Consider the following 16647-nt stretch of genomic DNA (forward strand, 5'->3'; position numbering starts at 1 on the left):
CTGTGGAAAGGAGGAAAGACATGGCCCTGCTCGACCTTCAGGGGATGGAGCTGCCGGCCGCCGAGCGCACCGGCGGTGGTAGCCGGGCGAGTCTGCTGCTCTGCGGCGACAGCTCGCTGAGCGTCACCACCTGCAACTGAACCGACGGTCGTCGACCCGACGACCCGACCGGATTCACACAGGCACACATCCATACCGAACACCTACAGAAAGAGGTAAGACCATGGCTCTGCTCGACCTCCAGGCGATGGAACTGCCGGCCACCGAGCGCACCGGCGGCGGCAGCCAGGCCAGCCTCCTGCTCTGCGGCGACAGCTCGCTGAGCGTCACCACCTGCAACTGAACCGACGGTCGTCGACCCGACGACCCGACCGGATTCACACAGGCACACATCCATACCGAACACCTACAGAAAGAGGTAAGACCATGGCTCTGCTCGACCTCCAGGCGATGGAACTGCCGGCCACCGAGCGCACCGGCGGCGGCAGCCAGGCCAGCCTCCTGCTCTGCGGCGACAGCTCGCTGAGCGTCACCACCTGCAACTGATCGACCGGTATCGCATGGCCCCGGACCGGCACCTGCCGGTCCGGGGCCGCGCGGCGTGGGAGGGGACGCGATGACACCGACCGACCGGCTCCTACTGCGGGCCGTCCGCGCGGCCGGCTGGTGGACCCCGACGTTGGCGGTGGTCACCGTGGCCGGCACGGTCGCCGAGCTGGCCCTGCCGGCCGTGCTGGGCCGGGCCGTCGACGCCGCCGTCGGCACCGCGCCGCAGGACTCCCCCGACCGGTGGCTGGCCGCCGTCGTCGGGCTGATCGCGCTGCTGGTCGTCGTCGGCGTCGTGCGGGACTACGGCACCGGCGCGGCCACCGCCCGGTCGGTGGCCCACCTGCGGCACACCCTGGTCCGGCACCTGTTCGCCCTCGCCCCGCAGACCGCCGCCCGCCGCCCGGTGGGCGACCTCGCCGGACGGGTGGTGGGCCAGGTCGCCGACGCCGGTCAGGCCGCCCCGACACTGGTCACGGCCGCCACCGTGGCGCTGCCGCCGGTGGGCAGCCTGGTGGCGCTCACCCTGATCGACCCGTGGCTCGGCGTCACCTTCGTCACGGGGCTGCTCCTGCTCGGTCTGCTGCTGCGCGGCTTCGTCGCCGACGCCTCCGCCGCCGTCGCCGGCTACCAGCAGGCCCAGGGCGAGCTCGCCGGGCGGCTGGTGGAGGCACTGGCCGGGGCGCGCACCATCGCCGCCGCCGGCACCGGGGAACGGGAGGTCGAACGGGTGCTGACCCCGCTGGCCGCGCTGCACCGGCACGGGGCACGGACCTGGACGGTGCTCGCCGGCGCGGCCACCCGGGGCGCGGTGCTCAACCCGCTGCTCCAGGTCGCGATCGTCGCCGTCGGCGGGTTGTCGCTGACCGCCGGCCGGTTGACCCCCGGGGAACTGCTGGCCGCCATCCAGTACGCCGCCCTCGGCGCGGGCCTCGGCACCGTGGTCGCCGCCCTCAACACCGCCGTCCGGGTACGCGCCGGCTGCCGCCGGGCCGCCGACGTGCTCACCGAACCCGCCCGCCCGTACGGCGACCGGCCGCTGGCGTCCGGGTCGGGCACGCTGGAACTACGCGGCGTCACCGTCCGCGACGCCGACGGCCGGGCCCTGCTCGACCGGGTGGACCTGCGGGTGCCCGGCGGCACGCTGCTGGTCGTCGTCGGCACCTCCGGTGCGGGCAAGTCCCTGCTCGCCGCCGTCGCCGGCCGGTTGCGCGACCCGGACGACGGGGTGGTGCTCCTGGACGGTGTGCCGCTGCCGGAACTGGCCCCGGCCGCCCTGCACGCCGCGATCGGCTACGGGTTCGAACGTCCGGTGCTCGTCGGCGACACGGTGGGCGCCGCCGTCGGGGCCGGCGCGGACCCGGTACCGCTGGCCCACGCCGCCGCCATCCACGACTTCGTCGAACGGCTGCCCGACCGGTACGACACCCCGCTGGCCGAGGTCGCCATGTCCGGTGGTGAACGGCAACGGCTCGGGCTGGCCCGCGCGTTGCGCGCCGAACGGCTGCTGATCCTCGACGACGCCACGTCCAGCCTGGACACCGCCACCGAGTACCAGGTGACCCGGGCGCTGACCGGGCCGGGTGACCGGCGTACCCGGGTGGTGGTCAGCCACCGGCTCGGCATGGCCGCCCGAGCGGACCTGGTCGCGTGGGTGGCCGACGGGCGGCTCCGTGCCGTCGGCCCGCACCTGACGCTGTGGGCCGACCCCGACTACCGGGAGGTGTTCCGGTCGTGACCACTGTCGTCGGCGTGACCCGGGCCGCGCTGCGGGCCCGGCGGGCGCAGCTGTGGCGGTTGGCCGGCTGGTCTGCCGCCGAGGTGCTGCCGGCCGCCCTGTCCGGGCTGTTCACCGCGCGGGCCGTGGACAGCGGCTTCCTGGCCGGCCGGCCGGGCGTCGGGCTGGCCTGGCTGGCCCTGCTGGGGCTGGCGGTGCTGGTCGGTGCGGCCGGCACCAACCGGTCGTACGCGCTGCTCGGCGCGGTGGTGGAGCCGTTCCGCGACGACCTGCTGCGCCGGGTGGTGCGCGGCGCGGTGGCCGGCGCGGCCGGCGGCCGGGCCGACGACGCGGCGGTGGCCCGGCTCACCCACCAGGTGGAACTGGTCCGGGACACCTACGCCGGCCTGCTGATGGTGGTGCGGGGCTTCCTGTTCGCCCTCGGCGCCGCCGTCCTCGGCCTGTTCTCGCTGGCCGCCCCGGTGGCGCTGCTGGTCGCGGTGCCGGTGCTGGCCGGTCTCGGGCTGTTCGCCGTGGCGCTGCCGGTGATGGTGGCCCGGCAGCGGGAGTACGTGCTGGCCGACGAGCAGCTCGGCCGGGCCGTGGTGACCGCGGTGAGCGGCCACCGCGACGTCACCGCCAGCGGCGCCCGCGACCAGGTCACCGGGTGGGTCGGCGGGTCCGTCGACGCGCAGGCCCGAGTGGAGCGCCGGCTGGCCACCATGGCGGCGACCCGCAGCCTGAGCCTCGCGCTGGGCGGCTGGCTGCCGGTGCCGGCGCTGCTGCTGGCCGCACCGTGGCTGGTCCGTCAGGGGCTGGGGCCGGGCGCGCTGCTGGGCGCGCTCGTCTACGTCACACGGGGGGTACAGCCGGCGCTGCACAGCCTGGTGCAGGGGGTCGCGGCCGGTGGCCTCCGGTTCGCCGTCACCCTGGACCGGCTGCTGCGTACCGCCGCTGCGGCCGACGGTGACCCGGCCGGGTCGCGGCCCCGCACCGCACCGCAGCGGACCGGGGCCGCGTTGTCGCTGCGCGGGGTGACCTTCCGGTACGGCCCGCACGCCGACCCGGTGCTCGACGGGCTCGACCTCGAGGTGCCCGTCGGGGACCACCTGGTGATCGTCGGGGCCAGCGGGATCGGCAAGTCGACCCTGGCGGGGCTGATCGCCGGGGTGCTGCACCCCCAGTCGGGCACCGTCCACGTCGGGGGGTCACCGGTGGGCGGGGCGACGCCCGGCGAACTGGCCGAGCGGCGCGTGCTCATCCCCCAGGAGGCGTACGTCTTCACCGGCACGCTCCGCGACAACCTCGGCTACCTGGCCCCCGGTGTGCCGGACGACGTGGTGGACCGGGCGGCGGCCCGGCTGGGACTGACCGGGTTGCTGACCCGGCTCGGCGGGTACGACGCGACGCTGCGCCCGGCGGACCTGTCGGCCGGCGAGCGGCAGCAGGTGGCGTTGCTACGGGCCTGGCTCTCCCCCGCCCCGTTGACCATCCTCGACGAGGCGACCTGTCACCTGGACCCGGCCACCGAGGCCCGGCTGGAGACGGCTTTCGCCGCCCGGCCCGGCACGCTGGTGGTGATCGCCCACCGGGTCAGTTCGGCGCTGCGGGCACGGCGGGTCCTGCTGCTCGACGGGCGGACCGCGCTGCTGGACACCCACCAGGGGCTGCTGGACCGCTCGCCGGCCTACCGCGCCCTGGTCGGCTACGGTGAGACGGAACCGTCGGACACCGCCACCTTCTGGACGGCGTCGGACGGGACATCGGCGGCGGCCTGTACCTAGTCGCCGCGAACCTCAGCCGCGACAATCCACGTCGGAGGTACGCCCCGAGGCGGTGCCCGGACTCAGGTCGGGACACGACCGGCGGCGGGGCCCGGGGGCAGGCCCCGCGTCGGTGCCGGCGGGCACGCCGGGTGCCGGGACCGGGTGGGTGCCGGTCACAGCCAGCCGGATTCCCGGGCGATCCGCACCGCTTCCCAGCGGGTCCGCGCTCCGGTCTTCGCCATGATCCGCGACAGGTGGTTGCGCACCGTGCCGGCCGACAGCACCAGCCGTTGCGCGATCTCCTGGACCGGGTGCCCCTCGGCGACCACGTCGAGCACCTCCCGCTCCCGGTTGGTCAACGGGTTGTCGGCGACCTCGAGGGCGGCGACCACCAGATCGGGGTCGAGGACGACCCGTCCCTCGGCGAGCTGCCGTACCCCGTCGACGATCCGGCCGGGTGGCACGTCGCGGCTGAGGAAGCCGATGCGGTGGCCGTGCTCGGCGAGCACCGGCCCGAGCCGGCCGGCCCGTCGCTGTTCGACGAGAACCAGCAGAGAACCCACGGGTGCGCTCGTCGGCTCCGTCGAGGAACGGAGCGCCAGGGCGGGGGACCCGCCTCCGGCACCCGGAGTGGTTTCGACGACGGGCTCCGCGACGCCCAGGGTGGCCAGCCGGACCAGTTCCGTCACGGTCAACATGTCGAACTCGACCACGGCCACGTCGGGGCGCTCGGCCCGGACCGCCGCTCGCAGGTGGTGGGGACTGTCCACCTCGCCCACGATCTCGATGTCGTGTTCGGCGGCGAGCAGCTGGGCGAGGGCGCCCCGGAGCAGCCCGCCCTGGAGGGCGAGCAATGTGCGAACCATAAGCGACTCCCGAGATGATGCCCGTGTTGACGAAATGTGTGCGGTCGATGACGCACGGTTCGGAATCTTATTGAATCCGTAACTGGTTCGACACCCCTTCCCACGGGTGGTCAGATCCACCCGGCATCCTGGGCCCGCTGCACCGCTTCCCACCGGTTGCGGGCACCGGTCTTGCGGAGCACCGCAGACAGATGGTTGCGGACGGTGCCCGGCGCCAGGTGCAGGTGACCGGCGATCTCCTTGGTGGACATTCCCCGCGCGGCCGCGGCGGTCACCTCGCGCTCCCGCTCGTTGAGGGGATTGACCGCAGCGTCCAGCGCGGCCAAGGCGGTCACCGGGTCGATCATCCGCTGCCCCTCCGCGACCAGACGAAGCTGGTCCAGGAGTTCCTGGGGCGCAACGTCCTTGGCGATGATCCCCCGGGCCCGGGCCCCGAGGGCCCGGCGCAGCACCCGGGCGGTCCGCCGGGAGGTCAACACCACCACCGCACATTCCGGCAGCCGGGCATGCCATCGCCCGGCGAGCACGGCGGGGTCCTCGATCGCGTCGAGGTCGACCAGGACGACGTGGGGACGCCGGGTGACGACCCCATCCGTCAGATGGTGGTCGGGATCGCTCTCGCCGGCCAGCTCGAATCCGGGAGCCGCGGCCAGGATCGCCGCGAGGGCGGTACGCAACAGTCCCGGCGGCCCCACCACGACGACACGAATCGTCGGTTCATCGTTTTCTGCCGCCCGGTCCGGACCCGACGATGACTGTTTTCCGCTCGCCAGTTCGTCCATCCGTCACATTTTCCCAAAGTGAGGCGGCGGCAGACGCGACTGTCGGAATGACGACCCGTTTCCGGCCAGCGGAAGAACGGTCGAAATGCATCATGTGATGGAAAGAGCGAGCCGGCGGACTGCCGGACGTCCGGAAAGCACCGATCTGACGGATACAACAGTTGAGGCCAACCCCGTGGGGTTGGCCTCAACTGAAAGGTTGTCCGGCGGTGTCCTACTCTCCCACACCCTCCCGAGTGCAGTACCATCGGCGCTGGAGGGCTTAGCTTCCGGGTTCGGAATGTGACCGGGCGTTTCCCCTCCGCCATGACCGCCGTAACACTATGAACATATCAAACAACACACACACCCACAAAAACCACTACCACCGTGGGGGGTTGTTTGGTGTTTGTTCAGAGTTGCACAGTGGACGCGTAGCAGCCTTGTTATCAAGTCCTCGGCCTATTAGTACCGGTCAACTCAACCCGTTACCGAGCTTACATTTCCGGCCTATCAACCCAGTCGTCTAGCTGGGGGCCTTACCCCCACAAAGTGGGGTGGGATACCTCATCTTGAAGCAGGCTTCCCGCTTAGATGCTTTCAGCGGTTATCCCTTCCGAACGTAGCTAACCAGCCGTGCCCCTGGCGGGACAACTGGCACACCAGAGGTTCGTCCGTCCCGGTCCTCTCGTACTAGGGACAGCCCTTCTCAAGTATCCTACGCGCACGGCGGATAGGGACCGAACTGTCTCACGACGTTCTAAACCCAGCTCGCGTACCGCTTTAATGGGCGAACAGCCCAACCCTTGGGACCTGCTACAGCCCCAGGATGCGACGAGCCGACATCGAGGTGCCAAACCATCCCGTCGATATGGACTCTTGGGGAAGATCAGCCTGTTATCCCCGGGGTACCTTTTATCCGTTGAGCGACACCGCTTCCACACGCAAGTGCCGGATCACTAGTCCCGACTTTCGTCCCTGCTCGACCTGTCAGTCTCACAGTCAAGCTCCCTTGTGCACTTGCACTCAACACCTGATTGCCAACCAGGCTGAGGGAACCTTTGGGCGCCTCCGTTACCCTTTAGGAGGCAACCGCCCCAGTTAAACTACCCACCAGACACTGTCCCTGAACCGGATAACGGTCCGAAGTTAGATACCCAAATCAACCAGAGTGGTATTTCAAGATTGCCTCCACCCATACTGGCGTACAGGTTTCACCGGCTCCCACCTATCCTACACAAGTCCATTCAGATACCAATGTCAAGCTATAGTAAAGGTCCCGGGGTCTTTCCGTCCTGCCGCGCGTAACGAGCATCTTTACTCGTACTGCAATTTCGCCGGGCCTGTGGTTGAGACAGTGGGGAAGTCGTTACGCCATTCGTGCAGGTCGGAACTTACCCGACAAGGAATTTCGCTACCTTAGGATGGTTATAGTTACCACCGCCGTTTACTGGCGCTTAAGTTCTCCGCTTCGCCCCCGAAAGAGCTAACAGGTCCCCTTAACGTTCCAGCACCGGGCAGGCGTCAGTCCATATACATCGAATTACTTCTTCGCATGGACCTGTGTTTTTAGTAAACAGTCGCTTCCCCCTGCTCTCTGCGGCCATACAACGCTCCACCCGCACGGGGCTTCACGTCTCCGGCCCCCCTTCTCCCTAAGTTACGGGGGCAATTTGCCGAGTTCCTTAACCACAGTTCGCCCGATCGCCTCGGTATTCTCTACCTGACCACCTGTGTCGGTTTGGGGTACGGGCCGCTCGAAACTCGCTAGAGGCTTTTCTCGGCAGCATAGGATCACTGACTTCACCTGAATCGGCTCGGCATCACGTCTCAGCCTCCATGCGGTGCGGATTTACCTACACCACGGCCTACACGCTTACCCCGGCACAACCACCGGCCGGGCTCAGCTACCTTCCTGCGTCACCCCATCGCTTGACTACTACCCGCCAGGTTCCCACGCTCCCCAACCTCAACCCGAAGGTCTTGGCTGGTTCGGGTGGTTAGCACAACGAGGTTCATCAGGGACGCTCCTTCGCGGGTACGGGAATATCAACCCGTTGTCCATCGACTACGCCTCTCGGCCTCGCCTTAGGTCCCGACTCACCCAGGGCGGATTAGCCTGGCCCTGGAACCCTTGGTCATCCGGCGGAAGGGTTTCTCACCCTTCTTTCGCTACTCATGCCTGCATTCTCACTCGTGCCGCGTCCACAACTGGGTCACCCCGCTGCTTCACCCCCGGCACGACGCTCCCCTACCCATCCACACACCTGCACGCACCATCAAGGGTACGCGTGGTTAAAATGTGAATGCCACAGCTTCGGCGGTGTGCTTGAGCCCCGCTACATTGTCGGCGCGGAACCACTTGACCAGTGAGCTATTACGCACTCTTTAAAGGGTGGCTGCTTCTAAGCCAACCTCCTGGTTGTCTATGCGACCCCACATCCTTTTCCACTTAGCACACGCTTAGGGGCCTTAGCTGGTGATCTGGGCTGTTTCCCTCTCGACTACGAAGCTTATCCCCCGCAGTCTCACTGCCGCGCTCTCACTTACCGGCATTCGGAGTTTGGCTGATTTCGGTAAGCTTGTAGGCCCCCTAGACCATCCAGTGCTCTACCTCCGGCAAGAAACACACGACGCTGCACCTAAATGCATTTCGGGGAGAACCAGCTATCACGGAGTTTGATTGGCCTTTCACCCCTAACCACAGGTCATCCCCCAACTTTTCAACGTTGGTGGGTTCGGCCCTCCACGCGGTCTTACCCGCGCTTCAGCCTGCCCATGGCTAGATCACTCCGCTTCGGGTCTAGAACATGCGACTCAAACGCCCTCTTCAGACTCGCTTTCGCTACGGCTCCCCCACACGGGTTAACCTCGCCACATGCCACTAACTCGCAGGCTCATTCTTCAAAAGGCACGCCGTCACCCCGCAAGGCTCCGACGGATTGTAGGCGAACGGTTTCAGGTACTATTTCACTCCCCTCCCGGGGTACTTTTCACCATTCCCTCACGGTACTCGTCCGCTATCGGTCACCAGGAAGTATTTAGGCTTACCAGGTGGTCCTGGCAGATTCACGGCAGATTTCAGGAGTCCGCCGCTACTCGGGAACACCCACAGAAGATCAGCAACTTTCACCTACCGGACTCTCACCGACTACGGTTGGCTTTTCCACACCATTCGGCTAGCCACTGACTTTATAACTCCTCGAACAAGTGTCAGCTTGTTCAGCAGGGTCCCACAACCCCGACCACGCAACCCCTGACAGGTATCACACGCAACCGGTTTAGCCTCAATCCGCTTTCGCTCGCCACTACTCACGGAATCACTAAATTGTTTTCTCTTCCTACGGGTACTGAGATGTTTCACTTCCCCGCGTTCCCCCCACACACCCTATGTGTTCAGGTGCGGGTGACACCACATGACTGGTGCCAGGTTTCCCCATTCGGACACCCTGGGATCACAGCTTGGTTGACAGCTCCCCCAGGCCTATCGCGGCCTCCCACGTCCTTCATCGGCTCCTGGTGCCAAGGCATCCACCGTTCGCCCTTGACAACTTGACCACAAAGATGCTCGCGTCCACTGTGCAATTCTCAACAAACAACCAACCCACAACCCCAAAGCCCCACACCAGCAACCCCACCCCGCCCACAAGCAGAGACAGAATCCGGTATGCGAGACCAGGCCATGCCTGGCAACCTCCAGCAGGCTCCCGCCCACCACAAGGCACTGAAACAACAACCTGAGGTTGTTCCTTCAGGACCCAACAGGGTGCTATACGCCCCCAACCAGCCGCACCAGGAGGAACCGTTCCCACCACCGAAGTGGCTGTACTAGGTATCCCGGCCGTTGCCAGAGGAAAGCTCGCCAGTGTCTCCGCCATCTGAGCACCCCACCACCACATTCGGGCAGTGCGGGCTCCATGCCACCTTTCGGTGGATGGTGCTCCTTAGAAAGGAGGTGATCCAGCCGCACCTTCCGGTACGGCTACCTTGTTACGACTTCGTCCCAATCGCCAGCCCCACCTTCGACGGCTCCCTCCACAAGGGTTGGGCCACCGGCTTCGGGTGTTGCCGACTTTCGTGACGTGACGGGCGGTGTGTACAAGGCCCGGGAACGTATTCACCGCAGCGTTGCTGATCTGCGATTACTAGCGACTCCGACTTCACGGGGTCGAGTTGCAGACCCCGATCCGAACTGAGACCGGCTTTTTGGGATTCGCTCCACCTCACGGTATCGCAACCCATTGTACCGGCCATTGTAGCATGCGTGAAGCCCTGGACATAAGGGGCATGATGACTTGACGTCATCCCCACCTTCCTCCGAGTTGACCCCGGCAGTCTTCGATGAGTCCCCGCCATAACGCGCTGGCAACATCGAACGAGGGTTGCGCTCGTTGCGGGACTTAACCCAACATCTCACGACACGAGCTGACGACAGCCATGCACCACCTGTGACCGCCCCCGAAGGACCTCCCATCTCTGGAAGTTTTGCGGCCATGTCAAACCCAGGTAAGGTTCTTCGCGTTGCATCGAATTAATCCGCATGCTCCGCCGCTTGTGCGGGCCCCCGTCAATTCCTTTGAGTTTTAGCCTTGCGGCCGTACTCCCCAGGCGGGGCGCTTAATGCGTTAGCTGCGGCACAGGGAACCGGAGAGGCCCCCCACACCTAGCGCCCAACGTTTACAGCGTGGACTACCAGGGTATCTAATCCTGTTCGCTCCCCACGCTTTCGCTCCTCAGCGTCAGTATCGGCCCAGAGACCCGCCTTCGCCACCGGTGTTCCTCCTGATATCTGCGCATTTCACCGCTACACCAGGAATTCCAGTCTCCCCTACCGAACTCTAGCCTGCCCGTATCGACCGCAGGCTTGGGGTTGAGCCCCAAGTTTTCACGGTCGACGCGACAAGCCGCCTACGAGCTCTTTACGCCCAATAAATCCGGACAACGCTCGCACCCTACGTCTTACCGCGGCTGCTGGCACGTAGTTGGCCGGTGCTTCTTCTGCAGGTACCGTCACTTACGCTTCGTCCCTGCTGAAAGAGGTTTACAACCCGAAGGCCGTCATCCCTCACGCGGCGTCGCTGCATCAGGCTTCCGCCCATTGTGCAATATTCCCCACTGCTGCCTCCCGTAGGAGTCTGGGCCGTGTCTCAGTCCCAGTGTGGCCGGTCGCCCTCTCAGGCCGGCTACCCGTCGTCGCCTTGGTAGGCCATCACCCCACCAACAAGCTGATAGGCCGCGAGCCCATCCCAGGCCGAAAAACTTTCCACCAAACCCCATGCGGGGAAAGGTCATATCCGGTATTAGCCCCCGTTTCCGAGGGTTATCCCAAAGCCTAGGGCAGGTTACTCACGTGTTACTCACCCGTTCGCCGCTCGAGTACCCCGAAGGGCCTTTCCGCTCGACTTGCATGTGTTAAGCACGCCGCCAGCGTTCGTCCTGAGCCAGGATCAAACTCTCCAACAAAAACCTGTTAAACAGCAATCCCGACAACAAACAAATGTTGCCAAAGGAATCCCAACCAACCAAACCCGAAGATTCGGCCAGTCCGGGGTATAAAACAATTGGCACTGGCTTTACAAGCACCCTGTTGAGTTCTCAAAGAACAACCACACACCACCCGGAAGCCCCGCAACCGCAGAACCCCCGACCTGGGGCATTTCCCTACACCACACCCCGCGCTCCCGCGCCGGGCACTTTTACTACGTTACCCGGTGGTATCCGCCATGTCAAACCGCTCTGTAGCGATCCACACCACTTCCACCACATTTTCCACACACCACGAAAACACCCGGCTCACACCGGCGACGTCGCGGATTCCCGCAGGACGGCCGCCGCAGTTTCCCGCGTACTCGCCCGATTCCCTGCCGGCCGCTCACTCTACCCGGTCGGTTTCGCCCCGCCGCATCGACCCCCTGGGCCGATCCGGAAGCACCACCCGGGATCAGTGACCGCGCTCCGGCCTCCAGGTCTTTCGACCTGTTTCGTCCGTTCCGCGCTGACGGAGAGAAAGTTACGCGTCCGCCGAGATGATCGTCAAATCCGCAGGGGGCGTCTCCGGTCACATGACGTGCCGGCACGCCCGACCGGCCTGTTCAGGTCGCCCGACGTTCGCGGCTGAGCTGCGCAAAGACCACTGAGATGAGACCCGGATCGGCCGAACGGCCAGAACCTGCGACGACCGTCGACGACCACGTCCCGAATCCGTGCCGCCACCGGCTGCACCGCCGCACAGCGGCCCCGTCCTGCGCGGAAGGGCTTCTCGTGTTGGAGACCGACCGCGCCTGCCGTCGTCCCCGGCGGGTGGGTCCTGTTCCCGGTGATCATCAGCCTCGGATACGGGTTCCCGCTGGAACCTGTGGCACCCCCTGGTGCCGTCCGCCGAGAACACCGCCGGCCCGAGGTGACTGTCCTCGTCACCCGCCCGACGACGGTTCGGGCGCACCGTCCGGTCGGCAGACGGCTACCGATGGCCGCCGCCACGCGGCTGCTGCGGCGTCGACGAGACTGACGGGCACCGATCCCGATCACGTACGCCGGACCCGCTGGCCGGCCCGGACCGGTGCGTGAACCCCACCGGGGCCCGGTCGCCCGGGACGCCGCCCGCCGGTAGTGTTTCGCCCCATCGCGGGCGTGGGGTCGCCCGCGGACCTGGATCACCGAGGAGTACGGAGGCTGGCGCCATATGTCCACCGGGGAGGAATCGTACGCGTCGCGTGACGACGGGTCGGCACGGCCGAGCTTCGAACTCGCGCTGCGGGGCTACGACAAGCGGCAGGTGGACCGGTACGTCGAGCAGATGGACGGCGCACTGTCGACGTTGACCGCCGAGCGGGTCCAGGCGGCCGGCCAGATCCAGGGCCTGACCGCGCACATCCAGCGGTTGCAGGCGGAGCTGACCGAGTTGCGCCAGCGTCCCGTCCAGGTGGACCGGGCGTCCTTCCGTGATCTCGGGCCGATGGTGGACCAGATCCTCGCCCTGGCCGAGAAGCAGGCTGCGGTGATCACCGACACGGCCACCCAGCGGGCGAACCAGCTCCAGGGTGAGGCGGAGAAGACGCTGCTCGAGGCCCGGGAGCGGACCGCCCAGGCGCTGCGGGACCTGGACGAGGAACTGGTCGCCCGCCGCGACGAGCAGGAGAAGGCGTACGAGGAACGGCGGACGGCGGCCGACGCCGAGCTGGCCGAGATCCGGGAACGGGCCGAGAAGCTGCGGGCCGAGGGGGAGTCCGCCCACGAGCGGGCCCAGCAGGAGGCCAAGCGGATCAGCGAGCAGACCGCGAAGCAGATCACCCAGACCAGGGCCGCCGCGGAGGCGTTGACCAAGGCGGCCCGTACCCAGATCCAGCAGGAGATCCAGGCGGCCCGGACGCAGAGCCAGCAGGAGTTGGCCCAGTGGCAGGCCACGGTGGAGCGGGAGGTCGGCGAGCGGCGGGCCGCGGCCGAGCAGGAACTGGCCGAGCAGCGGGCGGCGGCGGAACGGGAACTGACCAACCAGCACAGCGCCGCCGAGCAGCAGATCGCCGCGTTGATCGCCGAGGCGCAGCAGTACGCCACCGAGGTCCGCCAGCGGGCCGACGAGCAGACCAGCAGCCACCAGGAGCAGCTCGCCACGGTGCAGCGGGAGATCGGCGACCGGCAGAAGGCCCTCGCCGAGGTGCAGGGTGAGCTGGAGACGGCCCGGGCGCAGTTGGCCGAGATCCAGCAGGAGGGTGACACCACCGAGCGGGAGTTGGCGCGTTCCCGGCAGCGGTTGGAGGAGGTGCGTCGCGACCTGACCGCCGAGAACCGACGGTTGGAGGAGGCCCGGCAGGCCGCCGAGAGTGTGGAGCGGCACGCCAAGGACGTCCGGGCCCGCGTGCAGCGGGAGGCGAAGCGGGTCGCCGACCTGGCCGCCGCCGCCGTGATGGCGGCTGCCGCCGGCGGCGGGGAGACCGCCGAGTACCCGACGGTGGCGGCCCGCCCCGCCACCGATCCACCGGTCGAGGCGGCCACCGAACCGCCCGCCGGCAGGGTGCCGACCAACGTCTGACGTGCGGTCCGGCCCGGGGCGAATTCGCTGTGCCCCGGGCCGGTGGGGACGTAGCCTGACGGCCCCGTCTCCACGACCAGCGAACGAGGTGTGTCCCGTGCCCGTGCTCCGTGTGCCGACCGTCCGCTTTCCGCGTCCGTCCACGCACCTCCGGAGTCATCGACATGGATCTCGACCGTAGTTTCGTCATCCGCGAAGGCGACCTTCGCATCCTCAACCCGTTCGACGCCGACAAGCTGGCCACCCTGGGCCGGGTGATCCGGCTGCGTCCCGACGACACCCTGCTCGACCTGTGCAGCGGCAAGGGTGAGCTGCTCTGTACCTGGGCCCGCGCGCACGGGGTCCGGGGCACCGGTGTCGACATCAGCACCGCGTTCACCGCCGCCGCCCGGCGTCGGGCGGAAGCACTCGGCGTGGCCGACCGGGTCCGTTTCGTCCACGACGACGCCGCCGGGTACCTCCATCCGGTACCGGTCGACGTGGCCGCCTGTATCGGTGCGACCTGGATCGGCGGGGGTGTCACCGGCACCATCGACCTGCTGGCACGGGCGCTGCGTCCGGGCGGGATGCTGCTGGTCGGGGAGCCGTACTGGCGGCGGGAGCCGCCGGACCAGGAGACCGTCGCCGCGTGCCACGCCACCGTGCGGGACGACTTCGACGATCTTCCCGGGCTGATCGGCCGCATGCAGGGGCACGGCTGGGACGTGGTCGAGATGGTCCTCGCCGACCAGGACAGTTGGGACCGGTACGCCGCAGCGCACTGGCTGACCCTGCGCCGGTGGCTGGACGCGCATCCCGACGACGCGCTCGCCGGGGCGTTCCGGCGGGAGCTGACCGAGGACCCGCTGCGGCACGTCCGGTACCGGCGGGAGTACCTGGGCTGGGGTGTCTTCGCCCTGTTGCGGCGCTGACCCGGCCGGGGGCGGTCCGTCAGGGGCCGTCCCCGGCCTGCCTACGGCGACACGATCCGGCCGGCTGGTAACGCGGGCTGTGCGAACCCGGCGGCTGGTCACGGTGGGAGGGCGGAGCGGCACCGACGGCCGGCCCGGCGGCGTCGCGCGGTCAGCCGGCGGTGATCTCGTCGAGCACCCGCTGTTGGAAGGCGCGGGCCGCGGCGGCGGTCGGCGGCGGGCCGCCGGCACGGGCGTCGACGCAGCGACGCACCAGTTCGGGGTCGTGGCCGAGGGCGATCGCCCGGCGGCCGGCGGCGACCTTGGACAGCCAGTCGCCGTCACGGAGGCGGACCAGCGCGCGGCAGGCGTTCAGCACCGCGTCCTCCGTGCCGGGGGCGGGGGCGTCCCCGGGTGGGACGGGCCGGGCCAGCCACCAGCGTAGCGCCGCCACCATCAGCGTGCGCAGGTCGTCCGGGGACAGGTCGGCGAAGACCTGACCGGCCGGCGGGCCGGTCAGCGGGTGGCCCCGCTGGTGCAGGATGCTGCGGTCCAGGCCGTACCAGAACCGGCCGTCGGCGGCGGGCCGTTCGGACGGGTCGAGGGTGGCCCGCAACGGCATCGCCGCCCCGGTGTTGAGTTCCACCTCGAAGCCCGGTTCGCCGGTGCCGGAGGCAGCCACCGCACGGGTGTAGACGACCAGTTCGAGGCCGCGTGCCGGGCAGGGCAGTGCCTCGTGCCGCAGCCGGGTGACCAGTTCCTGCCGGGTCGGTCGGGGTAGCGCGTCCCGGCAGACCAGCGCCACGTCCACGTCGCTGCGGCCCGGCTGGTACGCGTCCAGCGCCACCGATCCGGCGGCGTAGGCGCCCACCAGATCCGACCCGAGCACGTCCCGGGCGGTGCCGACCAGGTCCGCGAGGTAGCGGTGCACGGTGGTGTCCATACCGGTCATCCTGCCGCCTGCGCCGACGGCCGTCGTGGTGCGGCTCCGGCGGGTCGGGGCGCGGGCCGCCGGGCGGAGTCGGGTGGGGGGACCCCTGGCGCGGACGCCACGGGTGGGACAGACTTGAGGCCCGACAGCGAGGACGGGGGCATGGGCAGCTCCACACAGGACGATGCGGCGGCGGATTTCGTGCGGGAACTGACCCACTGGCGTCACCAGCGGGGCATGTCCAAGAAGGAACTGGCCGAACGCACCGGTTTCGACCCGTCGTACGTCAGCCACATCGAGAACGGCCGGCACCAGCCCACCGAGGAGTTCGCCCGGCGGGTCGAGCTGGTGTTGGACAGCGGCAACCGGATCTGGCAGCAGTACGTCGCCTTCGCCGACAGCCGTGGCGCCGGGGGCCGCCGCTCCCCGCTCGGCCCGACCGCGGTTCCGCCCCCGGCCGGGTCGCATCTGGTGATCGAGGACGAGCAGGCCAGCCTCTCCCTCGTCGACGGGGTGTACGAGTGCCGGTTCCGGCGGGTGCTGCACAGCGTGGGCACCGAGCCGATCACCAGGCACACGGTGCAGATCGACATCGACCGGTTCCCCGAGGATCCGGCCCGGTCGACGGCCTTCCACGGTCGCCATCCGCTCACCATCGACGAGGTCGACTTCCGGGCGACCATCGGCGTCGACCAACCGGAGCCGATGCGGTGGCGGGTCGGGCGCAGCCGGGACGCCTTCCTCAAGATCGTGCTGTTGCTCGACGGCGGGGGCACCCCGATGCCGCTCTATCCCGGCCAGCGCACCGTGGTGGACTACTCCTACCGGGTGCCGGCGTGGAAGTTCGGCGACTGGCTGCAACGCGACATCCGGCTGCCCACCCGCAACCTGGTGATCCGGCTCGACTTCCCGGCCGAGACGGGTCCCACCGTCTGGGGCAACGAGACCTCGTTCACCGCGGAGAGCAGCGCCGAGGTGCGCCCGGACGGTCGGGAACGGCAGGGGCGGATAGCGTACGAGTGGGTGGTGTCGCGGCCCCGGTTGCGGGCGCAGTACCGGGTGGAGTGGCGCTATGCCGATCCGCGCGCCGCGCTGGTCGACGCGCCGTCGGATATCCGACCCCTGGCCTGCTGAACGCCGC

Annotated in this window: 11 protein-coding genes and 3 rRNA genes; 8 read left to right on the forward strand and 6 right to left on the reverse strand. The window is 68.3% G+C overall.

Going from position 1 to position 16647, the window contains the following annotated elements:
• Positions 1–20: 20 nt before the first annotated feature.
• From ACN261_RS25595 to ACN261_RS25615, 5 genes are all read left to right on the forward strand, one after another.
• Entirely contained in the window at positions 21–140 is a 120-nt protein-coding gene (locus ACN261_RS25595; protein ID WP_088647629.1) for a SapB/AmfS family lanthipeptide, read from the forward strand.
• A gap of 83 nt (positions 141–223) precedes the next feature.
• Complete coding sequence (locus ACN261_RS25600) at positions 224–343, forward strand: SapB/AmfS family lanthipeptide (protein WP_067312693.1); 120 nt, start codon at positions 224–226, stop codon at positions 341–343.
• An 83-nt stretch (positions 344–426) separates the two neighbouring features.
• Complete coding sequence (locus ACN261_RS25605; RefSeq protein ID WP_067312693.1) at positions 427–546, forward strand: SapB/AmfS family lanthipeptide; 120 nt, start codon at positions 427–429, stop codon at positions 544–546.
• A gap of 70 nt (positions 547–616) precedes the next feature.
• A complete protein-coding gene (locus ACN261_RS25610) occupies positions 617–2284 on the forward strand; it encodes an ABC transporter ATP-binding protein (protein ID WP_425852571.1) in 1668 nt (555 codons plus the stop codon).
• Complete coding sequence (locus ACN261_RS25615; RefSeq protein ID WP_425852573.1) at positions 2281–4047, forward strand: ATP-binding cassette domain-containing protein; 1767 nt, start codon at positions 2281–2283, stop codon at positions 4045–4047. Before ACN261_RS25610 ends, ACN261_RS25615 begins: the two co-directional genes overlap by 4 nt.
• Positions 4048–4202: 155 nt before the next feature.
• On the opposite strand, the gene ACN261_RS25620 is transcribed toward ACN261_RS25615, so the two are convergent.
• The 5 genes from ACN261_RS25620 to ACN261_RS25640 all read right to left on the reverse strand — a co-directional run bounded on the left by ACN261_RS25620 (position 4203) and on the right by ACN261_RS25640 (position 11119).
• Positions 4203–4895, reverse strand: a complete 693-nt coding sequence (locus tag ACN261_RS25620) for a LuxR C-terminal-related transcriptional regulator (protein WP_425852575.1) — start codon at positions 4893–4895, stop codon at positions 4203–4205.
• 110 nt (positions 4896–5005) lie between these two features.
• Positions 5006–5593 carry a LuxR C-terminal-related transcriptional regulator gene (locus ACN261_RS25625; protein WP_421482220.1) on the reverse strand — a complete coding sequence of 196 codons (588 nt, stop codon included), beginning with the start codon at positions 5591–5593 and terminating at the stop codon, positions 5006–5008.
• A 285-nt stretch (positions 5594–5878) separates the two neighbouring features.
• Positions 5879–5995 (reverse strand): 5S ribosomal RNA (rrf, locus tag ACN261_RS25630).
• Positions 5996–6101: 106 nt separating this feature from the next.
• Positions 6102–9214, reverse strand: a 23S ribosomal RNA gene (locus ACN261_RS25635).
• 390 nt (positions 9215–9604) lie between these two features.
• Positions 9605–11119, reverse strand: a 16S ribosomal RNA gene (locus tag ACN261_RS25640).
• Together the 16S, 23S and 5S rRNA genes form the textbook arrangement of a ribosomal RNA operon.
• A gap of 1219 nt (positions 11120–12338) precedes the next feature.
• Between ACN261_RS25640 and ACN261_RS25645 the strand changes: the two genes are divergently transcribed.
• Complete coding sequence (locus ACN261_RS25645) at positions 12339–13685, forward strand: DivIVA domain-containing protein (RefSeq protein WP_421482222.1); 1347 nt, start codon at positions 12339–12341, stop codon at positions 13683–13685.
• A gap of 164 nt (positions 13686–13849) precedes the next feature.
• Positions 13850–14596 carry an SAM-dependent methyltransferase gene (locus ACN261_RS25650; RefSeq protein ID WP_425852578.1) on the forward strand — a complete coding sequence of 249 codons (747 nt, stop codon included), beginning with the start codon at positions 13850–13852 and terminating at the stop codon, positions 14594–14596.
• Positions 14597–14747: 151 nt separating this feature from the next.
• Here ACN261_RS25650 and ACN261_RS25655 read toward each other — a convergent pair whose 3' ends face one another.
• On the reverse strand, positions 14748–15518 hold the full coding sequence (locus tag ACN261_RS25655; RefSeq protein WP_425852580.1) for a nucleotidyltransferase domain-containing protein: 771 nt from the start codon (positions 15516–15518) through the stop codon (positions 14748–14750).
• Positions 15519–15668: 150 nt separating this feature from the next.
• On the opposite strand from ACN261_RS25655, the gene ACN261_RS25660 reads away from it, so the two are divergent.
• Positions 15669–16640, forward strand: a complete 972-nt coding sequence (locus ACN261_RS25660; protein ID WP_421482226.1) for a helix-turn-helix domain-containing protein — start codon at positions 15669–15671, stop codon at positions 16638–16640.
• Positions 16641–16647: the final 7 nt, after the last annotated feature.

The organism is Micromonospora sp. WMMD723 (assembly GCF_049863385.1).
In the GTDB taxonomy this organism is placed as follows: Bacteria; Actinomycetota; Actinomycetes; order Mycobacteriales; family Micromonosporaceae; genus Micromonospora; species Micromonospora wenchangensis.

Coding starts and splice junctions, on each gene's coding strand:
- ACN261_RS25595 (WP_088647629.1), top strand. CDS start 21: ATGGCCCTGCTCGACCTTCAGGGGATGGAGCTGCCGGCCGCCGAGCGC.
- ACN261_RS25600 (WP_067312693.1), top strand. CDS start 224: ATGGCTCTGCTCGACCTCCAGGCGATGGAACTGCCGGCCACCGAGCGC.
- ACN261_RS25605 (WP_067312693.1), top strand. CDS start 427: ATGGCTCTGCTCGACCTCCAGGCGATGGAACTGCCGGCCACCGAGCGC.
- ACN261_RS25610 (WP_425852571.1), top strand. CDS start 617: ATGACACCGACCGACCGGCTCCTACTGCGGGCCGTCCGCGCGGCCGGC.
- ACN261_RS25620 (WP_425852575.1), bottom strand. CDS start 4,895: ATGGTTCGCACATTGCTCGCCCTCCAGGGCGGGCTGCTCCGGGGCGCC.
- ACN261_RS25645 (WP_421482222.1), top strand. CDS start 12,339: ATGTCCACCGGGGAGGAATCGTACGCGTCGCGTGACGACGGGTCGGCA.
- ACN261_RS25650 (WP_425852578.1), top strand. CDS start 13,850: ATGGATCTCGACCGTAGTTTCGTCATCCGCGAAGGCGACCTTCGCATC.
- ACN261_RS25655 (WP_425852580.1), bottom strand. CDS start 15,518: ATGGACACCACCGTGCACCGCTACCTCGCGGACCTGGTCGGCACCGCC.
- ACN261_RS25660 (WP_421482226.1), top strand. CDS start 15,669: ATGGGCAGCTCCACACAGGACGATGCGGCGGCGGATTTCGTGCGGGAA.